This is a genomic window from Actinokineospora sp. NPDC004072 (genome assembly GCF_053604195.1).
Genome location: NZ_JBSGHB010000002.1, coordinates 281,902 through 307,331, shown reverse-complemented (window position 1 = coordinate 307,331; position 25,430 = coordinate 281,902). Strand labels below are relative to the sequence as shown.

Sequence of the window (25,430 nt, the reverse complement as noted above, 5' to 3'; positions counted from 1 at the left end):
TCCTGGCTCAGGCGGGACGCTGGTAGAAGGGCAGGGCCACGACCTCGACGGGGGCCTTCGCGCCCCGGATGTCGACGGTCAACGCCGTTCCCGGCACGCTGAGGGCGGCGGGGACGTAGGCCATCGCGATCGGGTGCCCGAGGGTCGGCGAGAGCGCGCCGCTGGTGACAGTACCGACCGGGGTGGACTCGCCGTCGAGCACGGAGTACCCGTGGCGCGGCGCGCGGCGGCCCTCCCCGCGCAGCCCGACGAGCGCGCGGTCGGCCCCCTGGCGGCGCTCCAGGGCGGCCCGGCCGACGAACTCGGGCTTCTCGAACTTCACGACCCGGCCGAGACCGGCGTCGAAGGGGGTCAGCTCGGCGGTCAGCTCGTTGCCGTAGAGCGGCATCCCGGCCTCCAGGCGCAGGGTGTCGCGGCAGGCCAGCCCGGCGGGGGTGGCGCCCTGCTCGGCGCAGGCTGCCCAGATCGAGGGGGCCTGGTCGGGGGTGGCGTAGATCTCGAAGCCGTCCTCGCCGGTGTAGCCGGTGCGGGCGAGCAGCACGTCGTGGCCCGCGGCGGTGGCGGGCATGCTGGCGTAGTACTTGAGGCCGTCGAGGGCGGCACCGGTCACCGCGCCGACGATGGCCGCCGAGGTCGGGCCCTGCACGGCGATGAGGGCGTACTCGGCGGAGCGGTCGGTGACGGTGGCGTCGAAGCCCGCGGCCCGCTCGACCAGCGCGGCGGCCACCGTGCCGACGTTGGAGGCGTTGGCCACGACCAGGTACTCCTCGTCGGCCAGCCGGTAGACGACCAGGTCGTCGAGGATGCCGCCGTCCTCCGCGCAGAGCATGGTGTAGCGGGCGCGGCCGGGCTTGACCTTGGACAGGGTGCCGACCAGCGCGTGGTCCAGCGCCTGGGCGGCCTGCGGCCCGGTCACCGCGATCTCACCCATGTGGCTGAGGTCGAAGAGCCCGGACGCGGTGCGCACCGCCTTGTGCTCGGCCAGCTCGCTGCCGTAGCGCAGGGGCATGGACCAGCCCGCGAAGTCGGTGAACGACGCGCCGAGGGACTGGTGGACCTCGTGCAGCGGGGACGGTGTGCTCATGGCGTGGGCAGCTCCTTCGACGCGCGGGAATCGAGACGGCAGCGTGCCACGGCGGGCGACGCGCCGCTGACCGGTGGGTGGCGCGGCGAAGGCGGGCGGACGTCGGGCATGGGAGCTCCTGCGGTGGGCGCGGGTCGGCAAGCCGACCCGCTGCGGTGGCGGAACTCCCCCTCTGTCATCGGCACCTGAGAGCTTCGCCGCTCAAGACGGCTTGCACCGTGGGTGAGGCGCTGACCGCGCGCCTGCTTTCCAGAGTGGCCTGGCCTGGGACGGTAGCTTTACCTGAGAGTTTCCGGGGAGTTTGCTCCTTCGGTGCCCCGCGTCGCTTGCGGGGGCTCTCCCGTCCTGGCTCGTACGGCCCGATATGCGGTTGTGCAGGCCAGACACTAGTCCAGCGCGATCCCGAACGGAAGTTCCGACCGCTGCGGGATGACGAGGGTGCGCCCGCCGCGGCCGGATTTCATTTCGGCGAATGCGTCCTCGATGCCCGAAAGGTCCGTGCGCGCGGTGATGAGGGTGGACACGTCCAACTGGCCGCTGCGCACCCAGTCGAGCAGGCGGGGGACGTCCACGGCGGGGTCGATCTCGCCGTAGACGCAGCCGCTGAGGGTGCGGCCGAACCAGTACAGCTCCAGGGCGTTGAACTCGACCTTGGCCTTGGCCGAGCCGACCCCGACCACGACGACGTGGCCGCCGCGCCTGCTGGCCGACCAGGCCGTGCGGATCGCCGCGGGGTGGCCGACGCACTCGATGGCCACGTCGGCGCCGCGGCCGCCGGTCAGGGCGCGGACGGCCTTGCCCGCCTTCTCGTCGGAGCGGATGAAGTGGGTGGCGCCGTGGGCCGCGGCCAGATCGGCCTTGTCCTGCACGTCGAGGGCGATGATCGGGTCGGCGCCTGCGATCCTGGCGGCTTGCAGGACCGACAGGCCCACGCCGCCGAGGCCGACCACGGCGACGGACTGGCCCGGCCGCACCGCGGCGGTGTTGAACACCGCGCCCGCGCCGGTCAGCACCGCGCAGCCGAGCACGGCGGCCTCGGCCAGCGGGATGTCCGCGGGGATCTGGACCGCGCCGCCCTCGGGCACGATCGTCTCCTCGGCGAACGCGCCCGCGCCCAGGCCCGGGTGGAGCGGGGTGCCGTCGGCGAGGGTGGCGTGCGGGGTGCCCGACCAGTCGGCCCGCTCGCACAGGTGCGGCTCGCCCGCCTCGCAGAACCAGCACCCCCGGCACGGCGGGGACCAGTTCAGCAGGACGTGGTCGCCGGGGGCGACGCTGCTCACGCCCTCCCCCACGGCCACGACCACGCCCGCGCCCTCGTGGCCGAGCACGGCCGGGACGGGCTGGCGCAGGGTGCCGTCGGCCAGCGACAGGTCCGAGTGGCACACCCCCGCGGCGGCGATGCGCACCTTCACCCGGCCGGGGCCGGGCTCGCCCAGGGCGATCTCGGTGACCTCCAGCTGCTTGCCCTGCTCAGCCAGCACCGCGGCCCTGACCATGTGCGCTCCTCCCGTCGTGGTCACCCGAGTGTTCCCGACACCCGCGCGTGGCCCTTCAGCAGGTTGCGGGCGATGGTGCGGCGCTGGATCTCGTCGGTGCCCTCGTAGATGCGCAGCAGCCGCAGCTCGCGGTACCAGCGCTCGACGGGCAGCTCGCGGGTGTAGCCCATGCCGCCGTGGATCTGCAGGACGCGGTCGACGATCTCGTTGGCCTTGACCCCGCCGTAGAGCTTGGCGATCGACTGGGCGTGCCGGGAGTCCGCGCCGCGGTCGACCAGCCAGGCCGCGTGCAGCACCAGCCAGCGCAGCGCCTCGATCTCCACCGCGGAGTCGGCGATCATCCACTGGATGGCCTGCCGGTCGGCGATGGGCGCGCCGAAGGTGACGCGGGTGCTGGCGTGCGCCATGGCCATCTCGACCAGCCGCTCGCAGGCGCCCAGCGCGCGGGCGGGCAGCAGGTAGCGGCCCCGGCCGATCCACGCCATCGCCAGCTCGAAGCCCCGGCCGACCTCGCCGAGCACGTTCGCCGCAGGCACGCGCACGTCCTCGAAGACCAGCGCGGCAGGCCCCCACTGGCCCATCGTGTCGATCGGCTCGGAGCGCCAGCCGTCGGCGCGGTCGGCCAGGAAGCAGGTGACGCCCTCCTCGGTGCGGGCGAAGACCATGGCGAAGTCGGCCTCGTGCCCGCCGGTGATGAACGTCTTCTCGCCGTTGATCACCCAGTCGCCGCCGTCGCGGCGGGCGGTGGTGCGGATCGCCCTGGCGTCCGAGCCCGCGCCCGGCTCGCTGATGGCGAAGCACGACCGGCGCTCCCCGGCGATCGTCGGCAGCAGGTAGCGGCGCTTCTGCTCGTCGTCGCCGCGGTAGAGGATGTTGTCGGCGTGCCCGCCGAAGCGGAACGGGACGAACGAGCGGCCCAGCTCGACCTCGACGAGCGCGGTGAGCACCGCGCCCAGGCCCATGCCGCCGTACTCCTCGGGCGTCTGCACGCCCCAGAAGCCGGATTCCCTGGCCTTGAGCTGCAACGCGCGCAACTCGTCGGCGGGCAGGCCGGGCTGGTGGGCGCGCTCGCGCCGCAGCACCTCCGCCTCCAGCGGCATGACTTCCTTGCGGACGAACGTGCGGACCCAGTCGCGGATCTGGGTCTCCTCTTCGGACAGGGCGAAGTCCACGGCCGGCCTAGGCGAACGCGCTGATGCCGGTCAGCGCCCGGCCGATCAGCAGCTTCTGGATCTGGCTGGTGCCCTCGTAGAGGGTCATCACCCGGGCGTCGCGCAGGTACTTGGCGACCGGGTACTCGTCGAGGTAGCCGTAGCCGCCGAAGACCTGGATGGCCAGGTTCGCCGCGCTGACGGCGTTCTCGCTGGCGAAGAGCTTGGCCATCGACGCGACCGTGCCGAAGGGCAGCCCGCGCTCGACCAGGTCGGCGACCCGCCAGACCAGCAGGCGCGCGGCCTCGGTGTTGACGGCCATGTCGGCCAGCATCTGCTGCACGAGCTGGTAGGCGGCGATGGGCTTGCCGAACTGCTCGCGCTCCTTGGCGTACTGCACGCTGGCCTCCAGCGCCCCCCGGGCCAGGCCGACGCAGCCCGCGGCCACCGACATCCGGCCCTTGTCCAAGGCGGACATGGCGATCTTGAAGCCGACGCCCTCGGCGCCCAGCCGGTGCTCGGCGGGCACCCGCACGCCGTCGAGGACGAGTTCGCCGGTGGACTGCCCGCGCAGGCCGAGCTTGCCCTTGATCTCGGTGTGGGTGAAGCCCTCGGCCGCGGTGGGGACGAGGAACGCGCTGATCCCCTTCGGACCGGGGCCGCCCGTGCGGGCGAAGATCAGGGCGACGTCGGCCCAGGTGCCGTTGGTGATGAACATCTTCGAGCCGGTGATGACGTAGTCGTCGCCGTCGCGGACCGCGCGGGTGGCGAGGTTGGCGGCGTCGGAGCCGGTGTCGGGCTCGGTGAGGCCGAAGCAGGCCAGCGACTCCCCCGCGCACAGCCGCGGCAGCCACCGCAGCTTCTGCTCGTGGGTGCCCCAGGCGGCGATGGACTTGCCGACCAGGCCCAGGGACACGCTGACGATCCCGCGGATGGCTGAGTCGCCGCGGCCCAACTCCTCCATCATCAGGCAGTAGGACAGCGCGTCGCCGCCGGAGCCGCCGTACTCCTCGGGGATGGTCATGCCCAGGAACCCGACCGCGCCCAGCTTGCCGACGATGGCGCGGTCCACCTGCTCGCGGCGGTCCCACTCCCGGGTGTTGGGCACGACCTCGCGGTCGATGAAGTCGCGCGCCAGGTCCCACAGCGCCTGCTGCTCGTCGGTGAGCGAGAGGTCCATGCGTGCCGCCCCATCAAACCGTACGGTGTTAGGTAAAGCCAGGATAGGATCGGCCCCGATGCCCGGGCAACCACGGCCGGGCGTGACCTGGGAGACATCAAGCGTGCCCCGCCCGAGCACCCCGCTGCTGAGCCGCGAGCGCATCCGCGCCCGCGCGCTGGCGATGGTGGACGCCGACGGCCTGCCCGCCCTGTCGATGCGCAGGCTGGCCGCCGAGCTGGGCGTGCAGGCCCCGTCGCTGTACTCGCACTACAAGACCAAGGACGAACTGCTCCAGGACATCGCCGACGGGATCATGGAGGCGGTGGACACCAGCGCCTTCGCCGCCGACTGGCGCGAGGGCCTGCGCACCTGGGCCCGCTCCTACCGCGCCGCCCTGGCCGCCCACCCCAACCTGGTGCCGGTCCTGGCCACCGGCCCGGCGCGGCGGGCGGTCTCGCTGGCCCGCGCCGACGCCGTGCACGGCGGCCTGGTCGCCGCGGGCTGGCCGCCGCGCTACGCGACCATGATCGGCGCGTCGACCAAGTACCTGGTCCTGGGCGCGGCGATGAGCTCGTTCTCCCGCGGGTTCGAGGACGACGTGCAGGTCTACGTCGACCGCTACCCGCACCTGACCCAGGCCCACCGGCTGCGCGAGCACGCCGACGAGATCGACGCCGACTCCTTCGAGCTGGCGCTGGCGGCCTTCATCACCGGGCTGGAGGCGGTGAAGGCCGCCGTCGCGGCCGAGAAGCCGTCCTAGAAGTCCAGGTCGAGCAGGGCCAGGCGGACGGGGTCGGCGAGGATGTCCATCGCGGTGACCTTGCCGCCCGCGACGGTGAACTGGGCCACCGAGATGACCTTGCCGTCGTCGACCGCGACCGCCCCCGGCGCGCCGTTGACCAGCGCGGGCGTGGTGTGCAGGGCCAGCCGGGCGAAGGCGATCGCACCGTGGGCGACCGCCTCGACCCCGCGCAGGACGGTGGTCGGGCCGTGCTCGCCGCCGTCGGCGCGCAGCACCACCTCCGGGTCCAGCAGGGCGACCAGCGCGCCGAAGTCGCCGCCGCGGGTGGCGGCGAAGAAGGCGTCGACCACCGCGCGCTGCTCGGCCAGCGGGGCCGCCGGGCGCGGCGCGCCCTGCACCCGCCTGCGGGCGCGGCTGGCCAGCTGGCGGGTCGCCGCAGGCGTCTTGCCCACGATGGGCGCGATCTCCTCGAACGGGACCGCGAACAGGTCGTGCAGCACGAAGGCCAGCCGCTCGGCCGGGCTCAGCGCCTCCAGCACGACCAGCAGGGCCAGGCTGACCGAGTCGGCGAGCACCGCCGACTCCTCCGGCTCGGGCGCGTCGTCGCGGACCACGACCGGGTCGGGCACGTACACCTCGCGCTTGCGCGAGCGCAGCATGTTGAGCGCGACCCGGGAGACCACCGTGGTCAGCCAGCCGCCGACGTTGCACACCTCGGTGTCGGAGGCGCTGACCCGCAGCCAGGTCTCCTGCACGGCGTCGTCGGCCTCGGCCAGCGAGCCGAGCATCCGGTGGGCCACCGCCCGCAGGTGCGGCCGGTGCTGCTCGAACTGCGTCGCGTCCATCCACTCTCCTCCGTCGCGTGCGTGCATAGCACTGACACGCGGGCGGACGCGAATGTGACAGGGGCGGAGCCGGGGTCGACCGCGGGGGTGACCGAACCGCCGGGAGTCAGCCGACCCCGGCTCCGTGCAGTGCCACCCACCGGCGCATCGAGTACTCCACCATCATGATGAGGGTGTTCTTCACCGATTCGCGCTCGCGGGCGTCGCAGGGGACGATCGGCACCTCGTGCGGGATGGCCAGGGCGTCCCTGACCTCCTCGACGTCGTGGTTGAGGCGGCCGTCGAAGCAGTTCAGGCCGATGATGTAGGGCAGGTTCCGCTCCTCGAAGAAGTCGATCGGCGAGAACGAGTCGGCGAGGCGGCGGGTGTCGGCCAGCACGACCGCGCCGATGGCGCCGCGGACGAGGTCGTCCCACATGAACCAGAAGCGCTGCTGGCCCGGCGTGCCGAACAGGTAGAGCACCAGGTCGGAGTCCAGCGAGACCCGGCCGAAGTCCATCGCCACCGTGGTCGTGGCCTTGTTGGGCGTGGCGGCGATGTCGTCGATGCCCGCGCTGGCGCTGGTCATGACCGCCTCGGTGGTCAGCGGCATGATCTCCGACACGGACCCGACGAAGGTGGTCTTGCCCGCGCCGAAGCCGCCTGCGACGACGATCTTCACCGAGGTCAGGGTCGGCGCGGGGTCAAAGTCGACGGAGTCCACTCAGTACCCTTTCCATCAACACCAGGTGCGCCCGGTTGGCGCCGCCGGTTGCGGTCTTGTGCACGGTGACCAGGCCGAGCTGGGCCATGTCGCCCAGCAGCACCTTGGCGACCCCCAGCGGCGCCCCGAGCAGGGTGGCGACCTCGGCCACCGACCGGGGGTCCCGGCACAGCTCGCCGATGGCCCGGTGCTCGGACTCGGCGAACGCGGATGCGTCGGCGGCGCGGGAGCTCGTCGACACCATCGTCTCCAGCCGCAGCTCGAAGTTCGACCGCGTGCGCCCGCGGGTCCAGGCGTACGGGCGGACGATCGCGGCCTGCTCCCCCGCGTCCGGCAGGCGGACCATCGGCACCGCGTCCGCCTCGGGCCACTGCGGCTCCAGGGGTCGGGCGGGCGGGTGCTCGGCGGGCTGCCGGGGGGCGGGGTGCTTGCGGGAGCGGGTCAGCCCGTTCATCACGTCGGCGATGGTGGGCTCGTGCTCTGCGCTCATGTCGCGCTCATGCGGGCTGCCCCACCATCCTCCCGGCCGCGCCCTGCAGCGCGGCGCGCAGCTCCGGGGTCAGCAGCTGGCCGACGCGGTCCACCAGCAGGGTCATCTCGTAGGCGACCTGCCCGATGTCGCACGTCGGGGCCGCGAGAACCGCTAAACACGACCCGTCGCCGATGGCCATCAGCAGCATGATGCCGCGCTCCATCTCGACCACCGTCTCGCGCACGGCCCCCGCCTCGAAGCAGCGGGCCGCGCCCTGGGTGAGGCTGATGATCCCGGAGGCGACGGCGGCGAGCTGGTCGGCGCGGTCCACCGGCAGCCGGTGGGACGAGGTGAGCAGCAGACCGTCCGCGGACACCACAACGGCGTGCGCGACCCCGGTCACCCGCTCCGCGAAGTCGTTGACCAGCCAGCCGAACCGGCTTGGCTTGGACTGCGTGGACGTCATCGTGCTCCATTCGGTGGTGGGGCGGGGCGATCGGGCGTCACGCATCGCCGTCGCCGTCCTGTTCGGCGCGCCCGGAACCCGCGGGCGCGCCCCGTTGCGCCAGGCTGTCGCGGCCGCGGTCCAGCCCGCGCTGGAACCCGGCCAGCCGCGAGCGCAGCGCCTCGGCGTCGCGCTCGACCCGGGGACCGGCGGCGGGCGCCGCGGTCTCCAGGCTGCCCGGCAGCAGCCGCTCGCGCGGGGTGCGCCGGGGCAGGCCGGTGGGCGTGGTGGCGGCCGGGACCGACCGGGCCACCGCGTCGGCGGCCTGCCAGCCGACGTCGGCGGCGAAGCGCCAGCGGGCGCCCCGCAGGTCCAGCCCGTCCGCCGCGCCGTGGGCAGGCCCGCTGTGGTGCAGCCCGCGGGCGCGGTGCACGCCGCGCTGGTAGCTCGACAGGCGGTCGCGCAGGTCGTCGGCGTTGCGCCGGGCGAAGGACGGGCGGTGGTGCAGGCGGGAGTCGGCCATCCGGGACTCGACGCTGCCGGGCACCAGGTGCCTGCGCGGCTGGCGGCGGGGCAGACCGGAGTCGGTGTACTCGTCGGCCTCGGCCGACGAGACCGTCCGCGCGGTCTGGAACCCGGTGTCGGCGGCGAAGTCCCAGGCGTTGTCCGGGGCGTCGGAGACCGCGCGGAACCAGGCCGAGACCATCTCGTCGAAGATGGGCGTGGTCTCGTGCACCGCGGGGGGCCGCTCGTGCACCAGCGTGGTGTCCCACCACCCGGCGTCCACCACCTTCGGCTCGGTCGGGCTGAACAAGGTGGTCTGCTCGGCCTCGGCCGCCGGCTCGGCCTCGGCCGGGGTCTCCGGGATGGTCTGGGTGACGTCGGCGTCGGCCTGCCTGCGCGGCTTGCGGCGGGGCAGCGGGGCCGGCTCGCCGGGCGTGCCGTTCCCGGCGGTCTCGGGCTCCGCGGCCGCCGCCGCGTCGGCGGGCGGGGCAGGCGTCGGCAGGGACGCGCCGTCGCCCGGGGAGAGCAGCTGCAGCAGGTCCGCTGTGGACGGTCCATCCACGACGGTGGTCTCCACCGGGCTCCACGGGGCGAACGGGTCCACCCCGGTCACCTTCGCGCCGTTGCTGCGGCCGTTGGTCGAGGCGTGCTGGCTGCCGTTGGTGGGGTGCCCGTTGGTGGCGTGGCCATTGGTGGCGTGGCCGTTGGTGTGGCCGTTGGTGGGGCTATTGCGGCGGGGCAGCACGTCGTCGGCGGGGTGGCCGTTGGTGCGCCCGGGTTCGGGGTGGGGCCCCGCGGGCGCCGGGATCTCCGGCGCGGGCGGGGCGGGCGGCGGGGTCGCCCTGGTCGGCTCGGCGGGCGCGGTCAGCTCGGCGGGCACGGTGATGACCGCGCGCAGGCCGTGGCCGACCGCGGGCTCCAGCCAGACCCGCACGCCGAGGCGGGCGGCCAGCCTGCCGACGACGAACAGGCCCATCCGGCGCGAGGTGGATGCGTCGACCGCGCCCGCCTCGGCCAGCCGGGCGTTGGCCTCGGCCAGCTCGGTCGGGGTGAGCCCGATGCCGCGGTCGGCGATCTCGACCCGGATCGCGCCGCCGGGGCTGTGGTGGCTGGCGACGGTCACCTGGGTGGCAGGCGCGGAGAACGCGGTGGCGTTGTCCAGCAGCTCGGCGGTCAGGCGGACCAGGTCGCCGACGGCGTAGCCGACGACCATCGCGTTCGCGGGCGGCTGGATGATGACCCGCTGGTACTGCTCGATCTCGGAGACCGCGGCGCGCAGCAGGTCGGCCAGCGGGGCGGGCAGGCTGGCCCGGCGGACGAGGTCGGCGCCGGAGAGGACCATCAGGTTCTCGTTGTTGCGCCGCATCCGGGTGGCCAGGTGGTCGAGCTGGAAGAGCACGGCGAGCTGGTCGGCGTCCTCCTCGTCGCGCTCCAGCCGCTCCAGCAGGTGCAGCTGGCGCTGGACCAGGCCCTGGCTGCGGCGGGAGAGGTTGACGAAGACGTCGCTGTAGTTGGCCCGCAGGCCCGCCTGCTCGGTGGCCAGCTTGAGCGCCTGCCGGTGCACGGCGTCGAAGGCGCGGGCCACCGCGCCGACCTCGTCGCCGGTGTGGATGGGGACCGGGTCGACCTCGGGTTCGGCAGGCAGGTTCTTGCCGCCGCGGATGCGCTCGACGGCGGCGGGCAGCGACTCCTCGGCGACCCGGAACGCCTCCCGTCGCAGCAGCCGCAGCGAGGTGAGCAGCTGGCGGCCGATGGTGATGATGACCGCGGCGGCGAGCACCAGCGCCACGGTGAGCACCACCGACGCCAGGCCCGCGCCGTCGCTGGCCTCGTCGCGCAGCTCCTCGGACCGGGTGATGATCTCCCGGCCGAGGGTGCCGCTGACGTTGCTGATCCGGCCGGAGGTCAGCTCGGATGCGCCGTTCCAGTCCACCGAGGTGATCGGCAGCGGCACGCCGACCGGCGGCAGCGTCTCGGCGTCGCCGCCGATGACCAGCCGCAGCAGCCGCACGCGGGTGGTGACGCCGGGGGCGTCGGTGAGCCGGTCGAACTCGGCCCGCTGGGCGGGGGTGGCCACGGCGCGGAACTCGCGCACGTGCTCGTCGTGGCGGGCCTGGGAGCTGCGCAGGGCGTCCAGCTCGGCCGCGGACAGGCCGCCGCGGGCGATGCCCATGGCGACGAGGGCCTGCTGGTAGTAGACCTCCTCCTTGGCGGCTTCGAGGTGGTGCAGCGCGCCCGCGGTGCCCGCCAGGCCCGGGTCGGCGATCTCCTCGGCCGCGGCCCGGTCGAAGGCCAGCAGCGCGCGGATGACCTCGGTGTACCCGGCCAGCGCGGCCGCGCCGTCGACGTCGCGGTCGCCGACGGCGGCGCGCAGGGCGTCCAGCTCGGCCAGGCGGTCGCCGACGGCGGTGTAGCGGTCGCCGGTGGCGGGGTTGGCGAACTCGGCGCGCTCCACCGAGCGCAGCAGGTTGGCCCGCGCGGCGTCGGCGCTGCGCTGCTCGGCGGTCAGCTCGGAGGTGATGTCGCGGGTGCCGCCGGTGAGCAGCGTGGCCGCCTTGGTGCGCTCGCGCTGGAGCCAGGTGAGCACCTTGCGCAGGTCGTCGTTGACCACCACGAGCCGGTCGACCCGGCGGAAGGAGTCCGCGCGGTCGATCTGGTCGCCGATGGTCAGCGCGCCCAGCACGATGGCGAACACGACCGGGACGAGGATGACGGCGCTGAGCTTGACCGGGAGGTTCCAGTCCCGCCACCGGGCGATGGCCGACCACCGAGTGGCTTCCCCACCCTCGGTGCGCTCGGTCGTGGTCGCCATGTCGGTCACGCTCGGCCCCCTCTGGGTCGTCGGCCGGATCGGCTTCGCCGTGCCAGCGGGAATAACGGCCTCACCGCACGCAACTCCCTTCCGTGGCTGTTTCCGGGCAGTTCCCGCCCGCAGCTCCGGCGGGGGCAGTCCGAGCGGGCGGCACGGCCGCCGAGCGCGTCGCGCCTGGGCTTCCCGGCGGCGGCGACAACGTGGCAGAAGACTACCGGAATCGCCCACCTCGGAAAGCTTGTCGATCTCTCGGCTTTGACCTGGGAAAACGGCGGCTTAACCGGTCCCGGGCGGCCGGCGCAGCCGGTCAAGATCGGCTCTTGGTCACCCTTAGCGATTGCGCGCGCGACTTAATCGCTAGATCGGGTTACACCCGTGACCCGCGGTTTCCCTCGTCAGCGCCCTGGTCCGGGCCATGTGCAACGCGCACGACGCAAGGTGATGGCGTGGTTCACCACTAAGTGTGAGACCACTTGCGCGCGCGTATCCATACCTGTCCGTCATCGTTCCGTGATCTCGCGCGGCGGATAAGCGCAGGCAGACCTATCCGCGCCTCTTTAAAGGACCCTCTGCGCCGCCTTTGGGTCGTTAGCACCCCCATAGTCGGCGCATTAGGTGAAGCAGGCCCGCGTGGTTACTATGACGCCCGCCCCGATTCGGCATTACCCCCATTCCCCGGAGGAACGCATGACCGAGGTCGTCCCCCCGCGACCGCGGGTCGCGACGTTCGGCGGCATCGCGCCCGGCGCGACCGCGCCCGCGCCGCCCGCAGGGCCGGACTTCGCCGCGATCCACGCCTCCCCCGCGTTCGGCGCGCTGCGCGCCCGGTTCCGCCGCTTCGCCTTCGGCATGAGCGCGGTGTTCTTCGTCTGGTACCTGACCTACGTGCTGCTCGCGGCCTACGCCCGCGACTTCATGGCCATCCGGGTGACCGGCTCGGTGACCGTCGGGCTGCTGCTCGGCCTGCTCCAGTTCGCCACCACCATCGCGATCACCGCCGGGTACCTGCGGTGGGCGCGCTCGCGGGTCGACCCCGAGGTCGCCGCGCTGCGGGCCGCCGCGGGCCAGGAGGTGCCCCGGTGACCCTGGCAGGCGAGGGCGTCGGCAACCCGACGCTCAACACCGCGGTGTTCGCCGCGTTCGTCCTCATCACGCTGTACGTGGTCTACCGCGTCAGCACGCGCAACAGCAGCACCGCGGACTACTACGCCGCGGGAGGGCGCTTCTCGGGGGTGCAGAACGGCATCGCGCTGTCGGGGGACTTCCTCTCGGCGGCGTCGTTCCTGGGCATCGCGGGGGCCATCGCCATCAACGGCTACGACGGGTTCCTCTACTCGATCGGCTTCCTGGTGGCGTGGCTGGTCAACCTGCTGCTGGTCGCCGAGCTGGTGCGCAACACCGGCCGGTTCACGATGGGCGACGTGATCGCCTTCCGGATGCGCCAGCGCCCGGTGCGGGCCGCCGCGGCGACGTCCACCCTGGTCATCTCGTTCTTCTACATGCTGGCCCAGATGGCGGGCGCTGGCGCGGTCGTGGCGCTGCTGCTGGACGTGCAGAGCAAGGCGGGGCAGGCGCTGGTCATCGCCGTCGTCGGCCTGATCATGGTGCTCTACGTGCTGGTCGGCGGCATGAAGGGCACCACGTGGGTGCAGATCATCAAGGCGTCCATCTTGATCCTCTGCGTCGTGCTGATGACGGTGTTCCTGCTCGGCAAGTTCGGCTTCAGCATCACCGACCTGCTGGAGGAGGCGGCGGCCAACAACAGCAAGGGCGAGGCCATCCTGGAGCCGGGCGCGCAGTACGGGGCCTCGCCGCTGGACTTCATCTCGCTGTCGCTGGCGCTGATCCTGGGCGCGGCGGGCCTGCCGCACGTGCTCATGCGGTTCTACACCGTCCCCAACGCGGCGGAGGCGCGCCGCTCGGTGGTGTGGGCGGTGGGCTCGATGACGGTCTTCTACGTCTCCACGCTCGTCATCGGCTACGGGGCGTCCGCCCTGGTCGGCTCGGACCGCATCCTCTCGGCCACCGGCGGGGTGAACTCCGCGGCGCCGCTGCTGGCCTTCGAGATCGGCGGGACGGTCCTGCTGGGCATCGTCGCCGCGGTCGCGTTCGCCACGATCCTGGCCGTCGTCGCGGGCCTGACGATCACCGCGTCGGCGTCCTTCGCCCACGACGTGTACGCGGGCATCTTCCGGCACGGCCGGGCGGACGCGGCCAGCGAGGTGCGGGTGGCGCGGATCACCGCGGTGGTCATCGGCGCGCTGGCGATCATCGGCGGCATCCTGGCCAACGGGCAGAACGTCGCCTTCCTGGTCGCGCTGGCCTTCGCCTTCGCCGCGTCGGCGAACCTGTCGACGATCCTGTACTCGCTGTTCTGGAAGCGGTTCAACACGACCGGGACGCTGTGGGCGATGTACAGCGGTCTCGGATCGTGCCTGCTGCTGGTGTTCTTCTCACCGGTGTTCTCCGGCAGCGAAACCTCGATCTTCAGCGGCGCGGACTTCGCGGTCTTCCCGCTGTCCAACCCGGGCATCGTGTCGATCCCGGTCTCGTTCATCTGCGGCTACCTGGGCACGGTCCTGTCCCGCGACGAGGCCGATGCCGACCTGCAGAAGGAGATGGAAGTCCGGTCGCTGACCGGCATCGGCCGCTGAATCCGGCGGCCCGCCGACCGGCTCCCCGGGTGTGAGCCGGTCGGCGTCCACCCTGCACCCGATCCGGTACTAAAGTGCACGCCGTGTTGCACACTTCCCCCGCTCAGGCCACGGAGGCCCGGCTGCGCGCGTTCCTCGACGAGCGCGCGCCCGAGACCCCGTGCCTGGTGATCGATCTGGACGCCGTCCGGGCGAACTACCGGTCGCTGCGGGATGAACTGCCCGAGGCGGGGGTGTTCTACGCCGTCAAGGCCAACCCGGCCCCGGAGGTCGTGCGGGCGCTGGTCGAGGCGGGGTCGAGCTTCGACGTGGCCAGCACCGGCGAGATCGACATGTGCCTGGAGCAGGGCGCGAGCCCGGAGTCGCTGTCCTACGGCAATCCGATCAAGAAGGCCCGCGACATCGCCCACGCCCACGCCCGCGGTGTGCGCCGGTTCACATTCGACTCCGACGACGACCTGGAGAAGCTGGCGGCCAACGCGCCGGGCGCGCAGGTCTGGTGCCGGTTCCTGGTCGACGCGCCGCAGTCGGGCACGCCGTTCGGGAAGAAATTCGGTTGCGCCCCGGAGATGGCGGCGCGACTGTTGGTGCGTGCGGCCGAACTGGGGATGGACGTGCGGGGGGCCTGCTTCCACGTGGGCTCCCAGCACACCGACCCCGCGGCCTGGGTGGCGGGCATCGCCCAAGCCGCGGCGATCGGGCGGGCCACGGCCGCGCGCGGCGTCGTGCTGACCTCGCTCAACCTCGGCGGCGGGTTCCCGGCCAGCTACGTGCAGGCCGCGCCCGCCCTGCGCGAGCACGCCGGGGCGATCAGGGCGGCCGTCGCCGAGCACTTCGACACCCCGCCGGAGCTGCTCATCGAGCCCGGCCGCGCGGTGGTCGCCACCGCCGGGGTCATCCGCAGCGAGGTGGTGCTGGTCTCGCGCAAGTCCGAGGCCGACGAGCACCGCTGGGTCTACCTCGACATCGGCCGCTACCAGGGCCTCGCGGAGACGGAGAACGAGTACATCGCCTACCGCCTGCGCACCGCGCGCGACGGGGAGCCGGACGGCCCGGTGGTCATCGCCGGGCCGACTTGCGACGGCGATGATGTGATCTACCAGCGAACCCCGTATCGTCTCCCCCTGGCACTGCGCGCGGGCGATCATGTCGACATCCTCGACACGGGCGCCTACACGGCGAGCTACGCCTCGGTTTCCTTCAATGGATTCCCGCCGCTGCCGACGCTGTTCGTCGGCTGAAACACCCCCGTAGGAGGTTGGATAGATGGCGCACGACCTCACGCCCGCAGCGGGCGTTGGCTTCTTCGCCGGTCGTCACGTACTCGCCGAGTTCGAGGGCATCGATGCCTCGAAGCTCGACGATCTGGCCTTCCTCCATACGACCCTGGAGGACGTGTTGCGGCAGGCGGGCGCCACGGTCTGCGACGTCATCTCGAAGCAGTTCGAGCCGCAAGGGGTGACGGTGCTGGCGCTGCTCTCGGAGTCGCACGCCTCGATCCACACCTACCCGGAGATCGGTTCGATGTTCGTCGACATCTTCACCTGCGGCGACACCGCCGACCCCGAGCTGGCCGCCGCGCTGCTGCGCGACCGGCTGGGGGCCCGCGCCGCCACCATCAACACCGTCCACAGGGGACACAAGGTGCCCGCGGCGGGGGTGGTCGCGTGACCACCATCGTCGAGCCGCTGGGCGCGGGCATGACCAGGGTCTGGCAGATGCCGGAGGTCTTGGTGGACACCCGCACCGAGTTCCAGCACCTGGTCATCGGCCGCACCGCGCAGGGCGTGAGCCTGTTCTGCGACGACGACCGGCAGAGCACCGAGTTCAGCCAGCTGACCTACCACGAGGCCCTGCTGGTCCCGGCGCTGCTGCTGGCCGAGAAGGTCGAGCGGGTGCTGGTCGTGGGCTCCAGCGAGGGCGTTGTGAGCCAGATCTCAGTGGCCGCGGGGGCGAGCCTGGTCGACCACGTGGACATCGACCGGCAGGCCGTCGAGCTGTGCGCCCAGCACCTGCCCTACGGCTACACGCCGGAGGAGCTGGAGCGGGCGGTCGCCGGTGACGGCCCGGTGCGGGTGCACTACGCCGACGGCTGGCAGTTCCTGGCCGAGACGACCGACCGCTACGACATCGTGCTGGTCGACCTGCCGGACGAGCGCCCGGAGTTCGCCCAGCACAACCGGCTGTACGAGGAGGAGTTCCTCACCCGCTGCAAGTCCGTGCTCGCACCCGGTGGCGTCGTGGTCTGCCAGGCGGGCTGCCAGACGATGTGGCGCAACGAGACGCTGCTGCGCTCGTGGCGGCGCTTCCACGAGGTGTTCGGCACGACCGTCTACTACGGCTCGGACGAACACGAGTGGGCGTTCCTGTTCGGCACGGCCGAGGAGGTCCCGGACACCACCGAGCGCATGATCGCCCGCCTGGCGACCCTGCCGTACCGCCCGGAGACGATTGACGCCGACGCCCTGCGCGGCTGCACGGTGCCGCCGTACCGGGTGCGCAAGTCGCTCTAGCCCAGTTCGCTCAGCGTCGGGGCCGGCCACCGCCGAGGCGGGGACCGGCCCCGACGCGCACCCGGAGGTGGCCGGTGTACGTCCCAGCGCACTTCTCGATGATCGACGCCGAGGTCGAGGCCATGCTGGCGGGCGTGCGCGCGGCCGACCTGGTGACGGCGACGCCCGAGGGGGTGAAGGCGACGCTGCTGCCCCTGGTCCACACCGACGGGCGGCTGCGGGGGCACCTGGCGCGCAACAACGAGCAGTGGCGGCTGCCGGTCATCGGCGAGGGCATGGTCATCGTGCGCGGGCCGGACGCCTACGTCTCGCCGTCCTGGTACGCATCGAAGGCCGAGCACGGGCGGGTCGTGCCCACCTGGAACTACGTCACCGCCCACGTCTACGGCACGGTCACCTTCCACGACTCCGCGGAGTGGGTGGACCGGGTCGTGCGGGAGCTGACGGAGAAGTTCGAGGCGGGCATGGACCGGCCGTGGGCCGTCGACGACGCGCCGGAGAAGTTCATCGCCGGGCAGGTGCGGGCCATCGTCGGCGTCGAGGTGGCGATCACCCGGGTCGAGGCGAAGCGGAAGGCGTCGCAGAACCGGTCGGCCGCCGACCGGGCCGGGGTGGCGGCGGGGCTGGCCGCGGGCGGCGAGCACGGGATGGCCGCCGAGGTGTATCCATAGGTCATGTTGGACAACGCCATCGAACTGCCCGACGGGGGCTGGGTGCGCGGGCGCGGCCTGCGCCACCCCGAGCCCGGCGGGCAGCGTCCGGATTACGGGCTCTACCTGGGCAACGGCAAGCTGCGCCGGTACCAGCCGGAGTGGGAGCACGCCTGGGTGGACTGGCCCGACTTCGCCATCCCCCGCGACTTCGACACCGCGGTGTCGTTGATCAAGGACCTGCACGGGCGGACGCGGACGCAGCAGGTCGAGGTCGCCTGCGGCGGCGGGGTCGGGCGGACCGGGACCGCGGTCGCGTGCCTGGCCGTGCTCTCCGGGGTGCCCGCGGCCGAGGCCGTGCGGTGGACGCGCGCCCGGCTGCACCCGCGGGCGGTCGAGATGCCCTGGCAGCACCGGTGGATCAAGCGCTTCGCCAAGGCGGTGTGACCCCGGTGGCGGGTCGGGCCCGCCACCGGGGACCGGTTCAGGACTTCAGCGTCAGCCGCGCCCATTCCAGGGTGCCGCTGTCACCGCTGTCGTGGTCCTGCACCACGACGTACCACATGCCGTTGACGCTCTCGGAGCTCAGGTCGACCGGGTAGACCGCGTGCAGGTTGTCCGACGAGTCGCCGGGGTTGGCGGCCTTGAGCGGGTAGAGCGTGCCGTCCGGCGCCTTCAGCTTGATGGACAGGTCACCGACGTAGGTGTGGGTGATCTGGACCTCCAGGGTGCTGCCCGCGGCGTTGACCACGGCGCAGTCCTCCACGCCCAGCGGGACCTGGACGGTCTGCAGGTCGGGCAGCGGCCAGGTCACCGAGTTCGCCTCGCACACCACCGGCGGCGGCTCGACGATGGTCCAGGTGAACTGCTTGGAGCTGATCGGCCCGGAGTTGTCCGTCGCCGAGACGGTGACGTTGTAGGTGCCCAGGGTGGTCGGGGTGCCGGAGATAACGCCGGTGGCCGTGTTGACCGACAGCCCCGGCGGCAGGTTGTAGGCGGCGTAGGTGAGGACGTCGTCGTTGCCGTCCCACGCCTGCAGGCCCAGGTTGACCGGCACGCCGACGTCCGACTGGCGGTTGCCGGGGTTGGCGATGCGCTCGGGCAGCTGGATGCCGGAGAGGTAGTGGTCGATCGCGGTGCGCAGGTTCGGCAGCGGGCCGATGTGGTCGAGGCCGGACTGCGCGGTGCCGGTGGCGATCAGGATCTCCCTGGCCCGGGCCGGGCTCAGCTGCACGCCGTTGGCCTCGGCCACGCTCAGCAGCGAGGCCAGGGCGGACGCCACGATGGGCGAGGCGCTCGACGTGCCGTTGAAGGTGTTGGTGTAGTACTGGTTCTGCGTGGTTCCGTAGAGGTTGCCACCGCCGGTGGTGGTGACGCACTCGCCCCAGCCCTGCAGGTCGACGCGGCTGCCGTAGTTGGAGAAGCCCAGCCGGGTGCGCACCGGGGTGGTGCAGCCGGGGGCCGCGCCCGCGCCGACCATGATCGCGCCCGAGTCGGGCTTGTCGTGCGGGAAGCGGGGGCCGAAGCAGGACGGGTTGCCCAGGTTCTGGTTGCCGTTGCCCGCGGCCTCGACCACGTGCCGCCCGGAGCCGACCGCGGTCACGATCGCGTCGTAGACCGAGGGCCAGACCTCCATCGGCGCCCAGTTGCCGCAGTCGTAGACGTGCTGCTCGATGAGGAGCACGTCGCCGACGCCGACGCCCGCCGCCGCGGCCAGGATGCTGTTGGCCAGGTCGTAGCCGCGCTCGGTGTTGGCGACGTTGGTGTAGTGCAGACCGGCGTCGGGGACCAGGCCGGTGACGCCGAAGCCGTTGTCGTCGGCGCCGATCACGCCCATGACGGCGGTGCCGTGCTCGACCCCGCCCGGGTCGAAGACCGGGGTGCCGTTGGCGATCAGCGCGCCGGGCAGGCGCAGCTTGGAGAGGTCCTCGTGCTGGGTGTTCCAGGCCTGCTCCATGTCGACGACCTTGACGTTGCCGCCCCGGCCGCCGGGCTTGGTGTGGGCGTAGTCGGCGTCGATGCCGCTGGCGCTGGACGGGTCGGCGTAGCCCTGCTGGCCGGAGAAGTCCGGCGTCACCGGGTTGCTCACCTTCGGCTGCTGGTAGGCGGTCTCGACGCCGGGCACCGCCGACAGCTCCCGCACCGCCGCCTTGGCGTCCACCCCGGGGGCCAGCTCGATGCGGTGCCAGCGGGCCAGGCCCGGGTCGCCCTTGGCCTGCGCGCCGACCGGGCGCAGCGCGGTCAGCCGCTCGCCGAGGCGCGCGAACAGCGGTGTCATCTTGGTGATCTCGCGGTCGTCCAGCGCCTGGCGCACCGCGGCGACGCCGGTCCCGGAGGCCAGCTTCACCTCGATGACGGCGCCCGGCCCGGCGGGGGCGGCCGCGGCCGCGGGCGCGGGCAGCGCCACCGCCGCGGCGCTGACCAGCAGCGCGGCGGCAAGCGGCGGTAAGGACTTCTTTCTCACGTCTTCCCCTTCGTCGATCACACCTGGCGGGGGTGGGGCGACGAGGGACGTGCGCGCACGGCGGTGCACCCCGCGCATCGGCTGCGCGGCGTGGAAGATCGCCGTCGAGTCGCCCCAGTGTTGCCCCAGTGCCTCCACTCCAGCGCAGATCGACGCCGCTGTCCAGATCCGTTGATCAAATAGACCGTTCGGCGCAGAGTCCCTTTTAAGACGTTCGTCAGCGGGCGTTAGGCCGAGGCTCGGACCGTGGTCCAGACAAATCGGGACGGCCCGGATTCCTGCTGGTCTGGACCAGGCTCGGTCGGGTACCGTCGCGGTGGGGAGTCGGTTGGGCGTTCACCCACAAGGGTGCACCGACGCTTCATCATTCCACTGTGGACGTCTCGGCGGTCGAACGTCCACAGTGGATGCTTGGTCAGACCTTCTCGCCCGCGCGCACCTTGCGGGTCACCGAGCGCTCGACGATGAAGGAGACGAACGGGATCATCCCGGCGAGCAGCACCCAGAGGGTGCCCTTGACCGACCAGCGCGCCTTGAGCGCGAGGTCGAACGCCACGACGAGGTAGACCGCGTAGAGGAACCCGTGCGCCGGGCCGACGATGGCCACGGCGGAGGCGCTGTCGAAGGCGTACTTGAGCACCATCGCCGCGACCAGGGCCAGCAGGCCGACACCGACGACGTAGGCCAGCACCCGGTAGCGGGCCAGGGCGCCGCGCACCCCGGGGGCGGACACCGCCTGGGCCGGGTTCTCCTCGTCGGTGATGTCCCGCGTCTTGCTCATGAGGGCTCCTGTGTTCGGTGCAGCTGGGCCAGGTAGCGGTTGTAGGCGGCGAGCTCGTCGTCGCCGGAGTCGTCGATCACCGGGCGCGGGGGCGGCGGCTGCGGGGCCGCGGCCACCGGGGTGGGCGGCTTCGAGCGCAGCCGGTGCCAGCGCCAGAACATGTAGGCCGGGGCCAGGCCGAACAGCGGCCACTGCAGCACGTAGCCGAGGTTCTGGAAGGTCCCGTTGGCCTCGGTGAACCGGTCCCACTGCCACCAGGCGAGCGCGCAGGCCGCGACCAGGGACAGCAGGCTGACCCCGACGATCACGACTTTGCGCAGCACAACCCGATGCTAACCCGCGCCACCTGAGAGATGCCGCTCACGTCCGGCTATCGCGGGCGTACCGCTCGGCGAGGCCGAAGACCTTCTGCCCGTACTCGACGCTGTTGTTGTAGGAGAGCACCCCGGCCCACCAGCCCTCGGGGGTCCGCAGGTCGCGCCCGCCCGCGCACAGGTACCGGGCCGCGGCCAGGGCGGCGTCGTCGATCTGGTGGGGGTCGCCGACCCCGTCGAGGTCCGCGTCGGCCGACCAGCGCGCCCAGGTCGAGGGGATGAACTGCATGGGCCCGACGGCCCGGTCGACGGCCTTGTCACCGTCGAGGGCCCCGCCGTCGGTGTCCGGGATGGCCTTGACCCCGGGCGAGCCGTCCAGCGGGACGCCGATGATGGGGCTGGAGGCCCGCCCGTCCTCGTTCAGCGTCCGCCCCTGGTACCGCCCGTGATCGGACTCGACCCGCCCGATGCCCGCCAACGTCGCCCAAGACAGCCCGCACCCGGGCGCTTCCCCCCGCACGGCCAGCTCGGCGTTGCCGTACGCCATCAGCGCCCGCACCGGAATCCCGGTCCGACCTGCGACATCCTCCGCCCACCCGCGCAACGGGTCCACCCCACCCCCACCCTGCGGCGCAGGCGCCCCCATCCGCACCGGAGCCACCGACCCCGGCTCCACCTCGACGGCCGGGACCTGCAGGGCGGGGATGTCGCTGGCCACGGGTCCAGCGGTCGGCGCGGAGGCTAGGCGGACCAGCCAGACGGCTGCCGCCGCCACCCCCAGCACGGCTAGCACCACCGCCAGCCGCAGCACCACCCCCGAAACCCGCATCCCCCGCTCCCTCCCCCTGACCCAACGACCGGGGCGAAGCCACGTTACGCGAGAGTAGGTCCCCCCACACCCCCAACCACCCACCCCAGCGACCGCCGATTTCGCCGCCGGTCGGCCTCCCGCAGGCCAGCCAGGGCCTCGGCCCATCGGCCTGCCAGTTGGTCCGGGGGGTGAGGAACGGTGGGCCCAGGCACGCCTACCACGGACCCGGGCGGTGGGCACGAGCTTGCGGCCTGGGTGGCCGGAGGCTCGTCCCGGCTCCCCAGCCCCCACAGGTCCACCGCAGGAGCAGAACCGAGGCGTCAGGCACGGGTTGCGGTCCGCGCAACGGCCGCCTGGTGGTTCCAGCGCCGCGTCCTCGGCCGGGCAGTCAGGCGCCCGCCCGGCAGGAGAGGCCTCGGGTGCAGAGCACACCCATCCGGCAGACCCGGCTGCCAGGGCGAACCCGCGGGCCGTGCAGGTCCGACGCTTGTCCCAGCGGAGGGAGCCCCGGGCACAGGGCACACCCCCACAGCAGCGAGACCCAGCTGACAGGGGCGGGGAGCCATGGCCCCGACAGACAGGCGCTCGTCCGGCAGGGGAAGCCCTGCGGTGCAGGGCACACCCCCACAGCGGCGAGACCCAGCTGGCAGGGGCGGGAGTCCATGGCCTCGACAGATAGGCGCTAGTCCGGCAGGGGAAGCCCCGCGGTGCAGGGCACACCCACACGGCAGCGGGACCGGCTGACAGGGTTGGATCCCGCGGTCCGAGCAGGTCAGGCGCTCGTCCGGCACAGGTGCAGGACACGCCCACACGGCAGCGGGACCGGCCGACCGGGCCGGAGCCCACGGTCCGAGCAGGTCAGGCGCTCATCCGGCATGGAAGGCCCCGGTGCAGGGCACGCCCCTCACAGCAGCGGGGCCCAGCTGGCAGAGCAGGAGCCCGCGGTCTGGGCAGGTCAGGCGCTCGTCCGATGGCGGGAGTCCTGGGATGCAGGGCACGCCCTTCACGGCTGTGGTACCCGAGTGGCAGGGCGGGAGCCCGTAACCGGGTGGTCGGACGCTGTCCCAGCGGGGGGAGCCCTGGGTTGCAGGGCCTGCCCTCACGGCTGTGGAACCCGGGTGGCAGGGCAGGGGCCTGCGGTCCAGGTGGTCTGGCGCTCGTACCGACGTGGGGAGCCCTGGGGGCAGGGCCACCGCACAGCGGACCCAGGCGGCAGGGTTGAGCCTGCCGGTCCGGGTGGGTTAGGCGACGCCTTCGCGGCGTTGGCGGGCCAGGCGGGCCACGCACCAGGCTGGGGCGCTGCCCCGGCGCAGGTGTTCCAGGACCGTCAGGGGGCCCAGCCTGCGGCGCAGGTCGCTGGGGGCCAGGCCCGCCGCGCGGTAGTCGAGAGCGCGCTGGTCGAGCGGGCTCAGGCCCGCGTCCCACCACTCCTCGGCCTCCGCGACGCCGCCCACCATCTGCCACCAGGCCGCGGCCTGGGCCAGCAGCTCGGCGGGCACGCCGGGCAGGCGCTTGCGCATGGCTTCCACATAGCGCGGGTCGGTCGCCTCCACGTCCGCCCAGCGCTGCGCGGCTCCGCCGCGGGCCCGCTGGCCGGGAATCCCCGGCTGCGCGGGCACAGGGGCCTCGGCCAGCCACTCCGACGCGATCCGCCTCGCCTCAACCGCGTCGGCGTCCTGGGCGCGCTCTGCGGTCCACTGCCGGACCAGCGCGTCGACCCCGGTGTCGTCGAGCATTCCGCCTCCCTGGAGGTCTCATGATCACTCGATGGCTGAAACCGTAGGGGCAGGCACCGACAGATCGCCAGACCCAATTCCGCGACCACGCCGACTACCGGCCGTTAGCCCCCCAGATCCACCCGGACGGTCCAATTTGGATCATCTTTCGACCGCCGGGCGTCACCCTCGGTGATCAAGCGAACAGGCTCCGCAGGAAGGTGATGATCGCCTCGGCGCCGTCGCGCAGCCAGCTGAAGATCCCCTGCACCGCGTTGGCCGCCGAGTTGGGCTGCGAGATCACGTAGAACAGCACGATCGCAACGCCTGCCACGATCAAGATCTTCTTGACGTCCATCGCCCTCTCCCTGTCCGCTCGGCACGCGGTAACCCTACCGGCGCGCCCTCCGCTGACATGATCGCCCAAGTCGTGCACGCGCGACCACGATTCGCGGGACTCTGCGTGCGCAACGGTACGGCAAGCCAGCCTTCAGCCCTCGGATGTCACCCGAGGGGCGCAACCACGCGGTCACCGCGCGATGATCACCCCAAGGGGTGATCTAGGCGACGACCCCGTCCGCCCGGAGCTGGGCAATCTCCTCTTCGGCCAGACCGAGCCCGGCGAGCACGGACGCGGTGTCGGCGCGCGCCTGGCTGGGCGGCGTCGGCGTGTCGGGGGCGGTGCGGCTGAACCTGGGCGCGGGCGCGGGTTGGACCGACCCGCCAATGTCGACAAAGGTCCCGCGGGCGGCGTTGTGCGGGTGCGTCCTGGCCTCTTCGGGGGTCAGGACCGGCGACAGGCAGGCGTCGGTGCCCTCGGCGAGCGCGGCCCACTCGTCGCGGGTGCGGGTGCGCAGGGTGTCGGCCAGGAGCTTGCGGAGCGCGGTCCAGTTCTCGGGGTTGGTGTGGTCGGGGACGTCGGTCAGGCCGAGCACCTCGGTCAGCGCGCGGAAGAAACGCTGCTCGATGGCACCGATGGCGACATATTTTCCGTCGGCGGTCTCGTAGGTGTCGTAGAAGGGGGCGCCGCCGTCGAGGAGGTTCTGGCCGCGGGGCTGGTTGAAGGCACCGAGGTTGCGCAGGCCGTGGAGGTGGGTGGCCAGGAGGGCGGCGCCGTCGACCATGGAGGCGTCGACGACCTGGCCGAGCCCGGAGGACTGCCGCTCGAACAGCGCGGCGAGCACGCCGGTGGCCAGCAGCAGGCCGCCGCCGCCGAAGTCGCCGATGAGGTTCAGCGGCAGCGTCGGCTTGTGCCCGGCCTGGCCGATGGGGTCGAGGGTGCCTGCGACGGCGATGTAGTTGATGTCGTGGCCTGCGGCGTGCGCGAGGGGTCCGTCCTGGCCCCAGCCGGTTACCCGGCCGTAGATCAGGCGGGGGTTGCGGGCGTGCACGTCCTGCGGTCCCAGGCCCATGCGTTCGGCGACGCCGGGCCGGAAGCCCTCGATGAGGACGTCGGCGTTGTCGAGCAGCCGCAGCACGATGTCCCGGCCGGCGGGCGACTTGACGTCGACCCCGATCCAGCGCCGTCCCCGGGTCAGGGGGTCGTTGGGGAAGCCGAGCACATCAAACCCAGCCTTGACCCGGTCGACCCGGATCACCTCAGCCCCGAGATCAGCCAGCACAGTCGCGGCGAACGGCGCAGGCGCAAGCCCTGCCAACTCGATCACCCGCAGCCCGGTGAGCGGTCCCAACCCAATCTCCTCCCAAACTCACATGACGACATCATCCGAAGCCGTCCACCAAGATGACGCGCCCATCTGAACGCCCCCCAGAAGCCGCCCCCGCATCCCAACGCCCCGCCAAATGACGCCATCATCTGAACCACTCCCCCAAATGACGACGCCATCTGAACCGCCATTCAGATGGCGACATCATCCCGAGCCAACGCCCGAATGACGGCGCCATCTGAGCTGGCAACCGGATGGCGAGACCATCCCGAACCCCGGCCAGATGGCGGCACCGTCCGAAGCCAGCAACCAGATGACCACGCCATCGAATGCCAACGCCGGGATGACGACATCATCTGGGCCAGCACCGGGCGGCGGCAACCGGATCCGGCACCTAGATGGCGGCATCATCTGGAGCCCACGACCAGATGACGGCACCATCCGA

Annotated in this window: 24 protein-coding genes and 1 riboswitch; of the genes, 8 read left to right on the top strand and 16 right to left on the bottom strand. The window is 72.6% G+C overall.

Going from position 1 to position 25,430, the window contains the following annotated elements:
- Positions 1–7: 7 nt before the first annotated feature.
- From gcvT to ACWEPX_RS03790, 4 genes are all read right to left on the bottom strand, one after another.
- Positions 8–1,084, bottom strand: a complete 1,077-nt coding sequence (gene gcvT, locus ACWEPX_RS03805) for a glycine cleavage system aminomethyltransferase GcvT (protein ID WP_451895541.1) — start codon at positions 1,082–1,084, stop codon at positions 8–10.
- Positions 1,085–1,344: 260 nt separating this feature from the next.
- A riboswitch (glycine riboswitch) is annotated at positions 1,345–1,437 on the bottom strand.
- Between the two features lie 33 nt (positions 1,438–1,470).
- The gene (locus tag ACWEPX_RS03800) at positions 1,471–2,580 is read right to left on the bottom strand and encodes an alcohol dehydrogenase catalytic domain-containing protein (RefSeq protein ID WP_451895540.1); all 1,110 of its coding nucleotides are present in this window, start codon (positions 2,578–2,580) and stop codon (positions 1,471–1,473) included.
- A gap of 20 nt (positions 2,581–2,600) precedes the next feature.
- Positions 2,601–3,752: an acyl-CoA dehydrogenase family protein gene (locus ACWEPX_RS03795; RefSeq protein WP_451895539.1), complete on the bottom strand. Its 1,152-nt coding sequence runs from the start codon at positions 3,750–3,752 to the stop codon at positions 2,601–2,603.
- A gap of 7 nt (positions 3,753–3,759) precedes the next feature.
- Positions 3,760–4,911, bottom strand: coding sequence for an acyl-CoA dehydrogenase family protein (locus ACWEPX_RS03790; RefSeq protein ID WP_451895538.1), 1,152 nt, complete (start codon positions 4,909–4,911; stop codon positions 3,760–3,762).
- Between the two features lie 58 nt (positions 4,912–4,969).
- On the opposite strand from ACWEPX_RS03790, the gene ACWEPX_RS03785 reads away from it, so the two are divergent.
- Positions 4,970–5,653: a TetR/AcrR family transcriptional regulator gene (locus tag ACWEPX_RS03785; protein WP_451895537.1), complete on the top strand. Its 684-nt coding sequence runs from the start codon at positions 4,970–4,972 to the stop codon at positions 5,651–5,653.
- Here the strand turns inward: ACWEPX_RS03785 and ACWEPX_RS03780 are convergent.
- The 5 genes from ACWEPX_RS03780 to ACWEPX_RS03760 all read right to left on the bottom strand — a co-directional run bounded on the left by ACWEPX_RS03780 (position 5,650) and on the right by ACWEPX_RS03760 (position 11,416).
- Entirely contained in the window at positions 5,650–6,480 is an 831-nt protein-coding gene (locus tag ACWEPX_RS03780; protein ID WP_451895536.1) for a sigma-70 family RNA polymerase sigma factor, read from the bottom strand. The genes ACWEPX_RS03785 and ACWEPX_RS03780 overlap by 4 nt on opposite strands.
- A gap of 106 nt (positions 6,481–6,586) precedes the next feature.
- Positions 6,587–7,183: a GTP-binding protein gene (locus ACWEPX_RS03775; RefSeq protein WP_451895535.1), complete on the bottom strand. Its 597-nt coding sequence runs from the start codon at positions 7,181–7,183 to the stop codon at positions 6,587–6,589.
- The gene (locus ACWEPX_RS03770; protein WP_451895534.1) at positions 7,164–7,673 is read right to left on the bottom strand and encodes a DUF742 domain-containing protein; all 510 of its coding nucleotides are present in this window, start codon (positions 7,671–7,673) and stop codon (positions 7,164–7,166) included. The genes ACWEPX_RS03775 and ACWEPX_RS03770 overlap by 20 nt, the downstream gene beginning before the upstream one ends.
- Positions 7,674–7,680: 7 nt before the next feature.
- Positions 7,681–8,121, bottom strand: a complete 441-nt coding sequence (locus tag ACWEPX_RS03765; protein ID WP_451895533.1) for a roadblock/LC7 domain-containing protein — start codon at positions 8,119–8,121, stop codon at positions 7,681–7,683.
- 37 nt (positions 8,122–8,158) lie between these two features.
- The gene (locus ACWEPX_RS03760) at positions 8,159–11,416 is read right to left on the bottom strand and encodes a sensor histidine kinase (protein ID WP_451895737.1); all 3,258 of its coding nucleotides are present in this window, start codon (positions 11,414–11,416) and stop codon (positions 8,159–8,161) included.
- 687 nt (positions 11,417–12,103) lie between these two features.
- On the opposite strand from ACWEPX_RS03760, the gene ACWEPX_RS03755 reads away from it, so the two are divergent.
- From ACWEPX_RS03755 to ACWEPX_RS03725, 7 genes are all read left to right on the top strand, one after another.
- A complete protein-coding gene (locus tag ACWEPX_RS03755) occupies positions 12,104–12,499 on the top strand; it encodes a DUF485 domain-containing protein (RefSeq protein ID WP_451895532.1) in 396 nt (131 codons plus the stop codon).
- Positions 12,496–14,070, top strand: a complete 1,575-nt coding sequence (locus tag ACWEPX_RS03750) for a solute symporter family protein (RefSeq protein WP_451895531.1) — start codon at positions 12,496–12,498, stop codon at positions 14,068–14,070. Before ACWEPX_RS03755 ends, ACWEPX_RS03750 begins: the two co-directional genes overlap by 4 nt.
- Before the next feature lie 74 nt (positions 14,071–14,144).
- Positions 14,145–15,311: a type III PLP-dependent enzyme gene (locus ACWEPX_RS03745; protein WP_451895530.1), complete on the top strand. Its 1,167-nt coding sequence runs from the start codon at positions 14,145–14,147 to the stop codon at positions 15,309–15,311.
- Between the two features lie 25 nt (positions 15,312–15,336).
- Entirely contained in the window at positions 15,337–15,741 is a 405-nt protein-coding gene (speD, locus tag ACWEPX_RS03740; protein WP_451895529.1) for an adenosylmethionine decarboxylase, read from the top strand.
- Between the two features lie 29 nt (positions 15,742–15,770).
- Positions 15,771–16,583 (top strand): spermidine synthase, encoded by an 813-nt coding sequence (locus tag ACWEPX_RS03735; protein ID WP_451895736.1) that lies wholly within the window; start codon positions 15,771–15,773, stop codon positions 16,581–16,583.
- A gap of 74 nt (positions 16,584–16,657) precedes the next feature.
- Complete coding sequence (locus tag ACWEPX_RS03730) at positions 16,658–17,254, top strand: FMN-binding negative transcriptional regulator (protein ID WP_451895528.1); 597 nt, start codon at positions 16,658–16,660, stop codon at positions 17,252–17,254.
- A 3-nt stretch (positions 17,255–17,257) separates the two neighbouring features.
- Positions 17,258–17,680: a protein-tyrosine phosphatase family protein gene (locus ACWEPX_RS03725; protein ID WP_451895527.1), complete on the top strand. Its 423-nt coding sequence runs from the start codon at positions 17,258–17,260 to the stop codon at positions 17,678–17,680.
- 37 nt (positions 17,681–17,717) lie between these two features.
- On the opposite strand, the gene ACWEPX_RS03720 is transcribed toward ACWEPX_RS03725, so the two are convergent.
- The 7 genes from ACWEPX_RS03720 to ACWEPX_RS03690 all read right to left on the bottom strand — a co-directional run bounded on the left by ACWEPX_RS03720 (position 17,718) and on the right by ACWEPX_RS03690 (position 25,015).
- A complete protein-coding gene (locus ACWEPX_RS03720) occupies positions 17,718–19,697 on the bottom strand; it encodes a S8 family serine peptidase (RefSeq protein ID WP_451895526.1) in 1,980 nt (659 codons plus the stop codon).
- Positions 19,698–20,112: 415 nt separating this feature from the next.
- Entirely contained in the window at positions 20,113–20,478 is a 366-nt protein-coding gene (locus ACWEPX_RS03715) for a DUF3817 domain-containing protein (protein WP_451895525.1), read from the bottom strand.
- On the bottom strand, positions 20,475–20,801 hold the full coding sequence (locus ACWEPX_RS03710; protein WP_451895524.1) for a hypothetical protein: 327 nt from the start codon (positions 20,799–20,801) through the stop codon (positions 20,475–20,477). Before ACWEPX_RS03710 ends, ACWEPX_RS03715 begins: the two co-directional genes overlap by 4 nt.
- Before the next feature lie 37 nt (positions 20,802–20,838).
- Positions 20,839–21,621 carry a lytic transglycosylase domain-containing protein gene (locus ACWEPX_RS03705; protein ID WP_451895523.1) on the bottom strand — a complete coding sequence of 261 codons (783 nt, stop codon included), beginning with the start codon at positions 21,619–21,621 and terminating at the stop codon, positions 20,839–20,841.
- A gap of 1,223 nt (positions 21,622–22,844) precedes the next feature.
- Positions 22,845–23,339 (bottom strand): helix-turn-helix transcriptional regulator, encoded by a 495-nt coding sequence (locus ACWEPX_RS03700; RefSeq protein ID WP_451895522.1) that lies wholly within the window; start codon positions 23,337–23,339, stop codon positions 22,845–22,847.
- Between the two features lie 175 nt (positions 23,340–23,514).
- Entirely contained in the window at positions 23,515–23,676 is a 162-nt protein-coding gene (locus ACWEPX_RS03695) for a hypothetical protein (protein ID WP_451895521.1), read from the bottom strand.
- Between the two features lie 202 nt (positions 23,677–23,878).
- Positions 23,879–25,015: a CaiB/BaiF CoA transferase family protein gene (locus ACWEPX_RS03690; protein ID WP_451895735.1), complete on the bottom strand. Its 1,137-nt coding sequence runs from the start codon at positions 25,013–25,015 to the stop codon at positions 23,879–23,881.
- Positions 25,016–25,430: the final 415 nt, after the last annotated feature.

Coding starts and splice junctions, on each gene's coding strand:
- gcvT (WP_451895541.1), bottom strand. CDS start 1,084: ATGAGCACACCGTCCCCGCTGCACGAGGTCCACCAGTCCCTCGGCGCG.
- ACWEPX_RS03800 (WP_451895540.1), bottom strand. CDS start 2,580: ATGGTCAGGGCCGCGGTGCTGGCTGAGCAGGGCAAGCAGCTGGAGGTC.
- ACWEPX_RS03790 (WP_451895538.1), bottom strand. CDS start 4,911: ATGGACCTCTCGCTCACCGACGAGCAGCAGGCGCTGTGGGACCTGGCG.
- ACWEPX_RS03785 (WP_451895537.1), top strand. CDS start 4,970: ATGCCCGGGCAACCACGGCCGGGCGTGACCTGGGAGACATCAAGCGTG.
- ACWEPX_RS03780 (WP_451895536.1), bottom strand. CDS start 6,480: ATGGACGCGACGCAGTTCGAGCAGCACCGGCCGCACCTGCGGGCGGTG.
- ACWEPX_RS03770 (WP_451895534.1), bottom strand. CDS start 7,673: ATGAGCGCAGAGCACGAGCCCACCATCGCCGACGTGATGAACGGGCTG.
- ACWEPX_RS03765 (WP_451895533.1), bottom strand. CDS start 8,121: ATGACGTCCACGCAGTCCAAGCCAAGCCGGTTCGGCTGGCTGGTCAAC.
- ACWEPX_RS03760 (WP_451895737.1), bottom strand. CDS start 11,416: ATGGCGACCACGACCGAGCGCACCGAGGGTGGGGAAGCCACTCGGTGG.
- ACWEPX_RS03755 (WP_451895532.1), top strand. CDS start 12,104: ATGACCGAGGTCGTCCCCCCGCGACCGCGGGTCGCGACGTTCGGCGGC.
- speD (WP_451895529.1), top strand. CDS start 15,337: ATGGCGCACGACCTCACGCCCGCAGCGGGCGTTGGCTTCTTCGCCGGT.
- ACWEPX_RS03735 (WP_451895736.1), top strand. CDS start 15,771: ATGACCAGGGTCTGGCAGATGCCGGAGGTCTTGGTGGACACCCGCACC.
- ACWEPX_RS03725 (WP_451895527.1), top strand. CDS start 17,258: ATGTTGGACAACGCCATCGAACTGCCCGACGGGGGCTGGGTGCGCGGG.
- ACWEPX_RS03715 (WP_451895525.1), bottom strand. CDS start 20,478: ATGAGCAAGACGCGGGACATCACCGACGAGGAGAACCCGGCCCAGGCG.
- ACWEPX_RS03705 (WP_451895523.1), bottom strand. CDS start 21,621: ATGCGGGTTTCGGGGGTGGTGCTGCGGCTGGCGGTGGTGCTAGCCGTG.
- ACWEPX_RS03700 (WP_451895522.1), bottom strand. CDS start 23,339: ATGCTCGACGACACCGGGGTCGACGCGCTGGTCCGGCAGTGGACCGCA.
- ACWEPX_RS03695 (WP_451895521.1), bottom strand. CDS start 23,676: ATGGACGTCAAGAAGATCTTGATCGTGGCAGGCGTTGCGATCGTGCTG.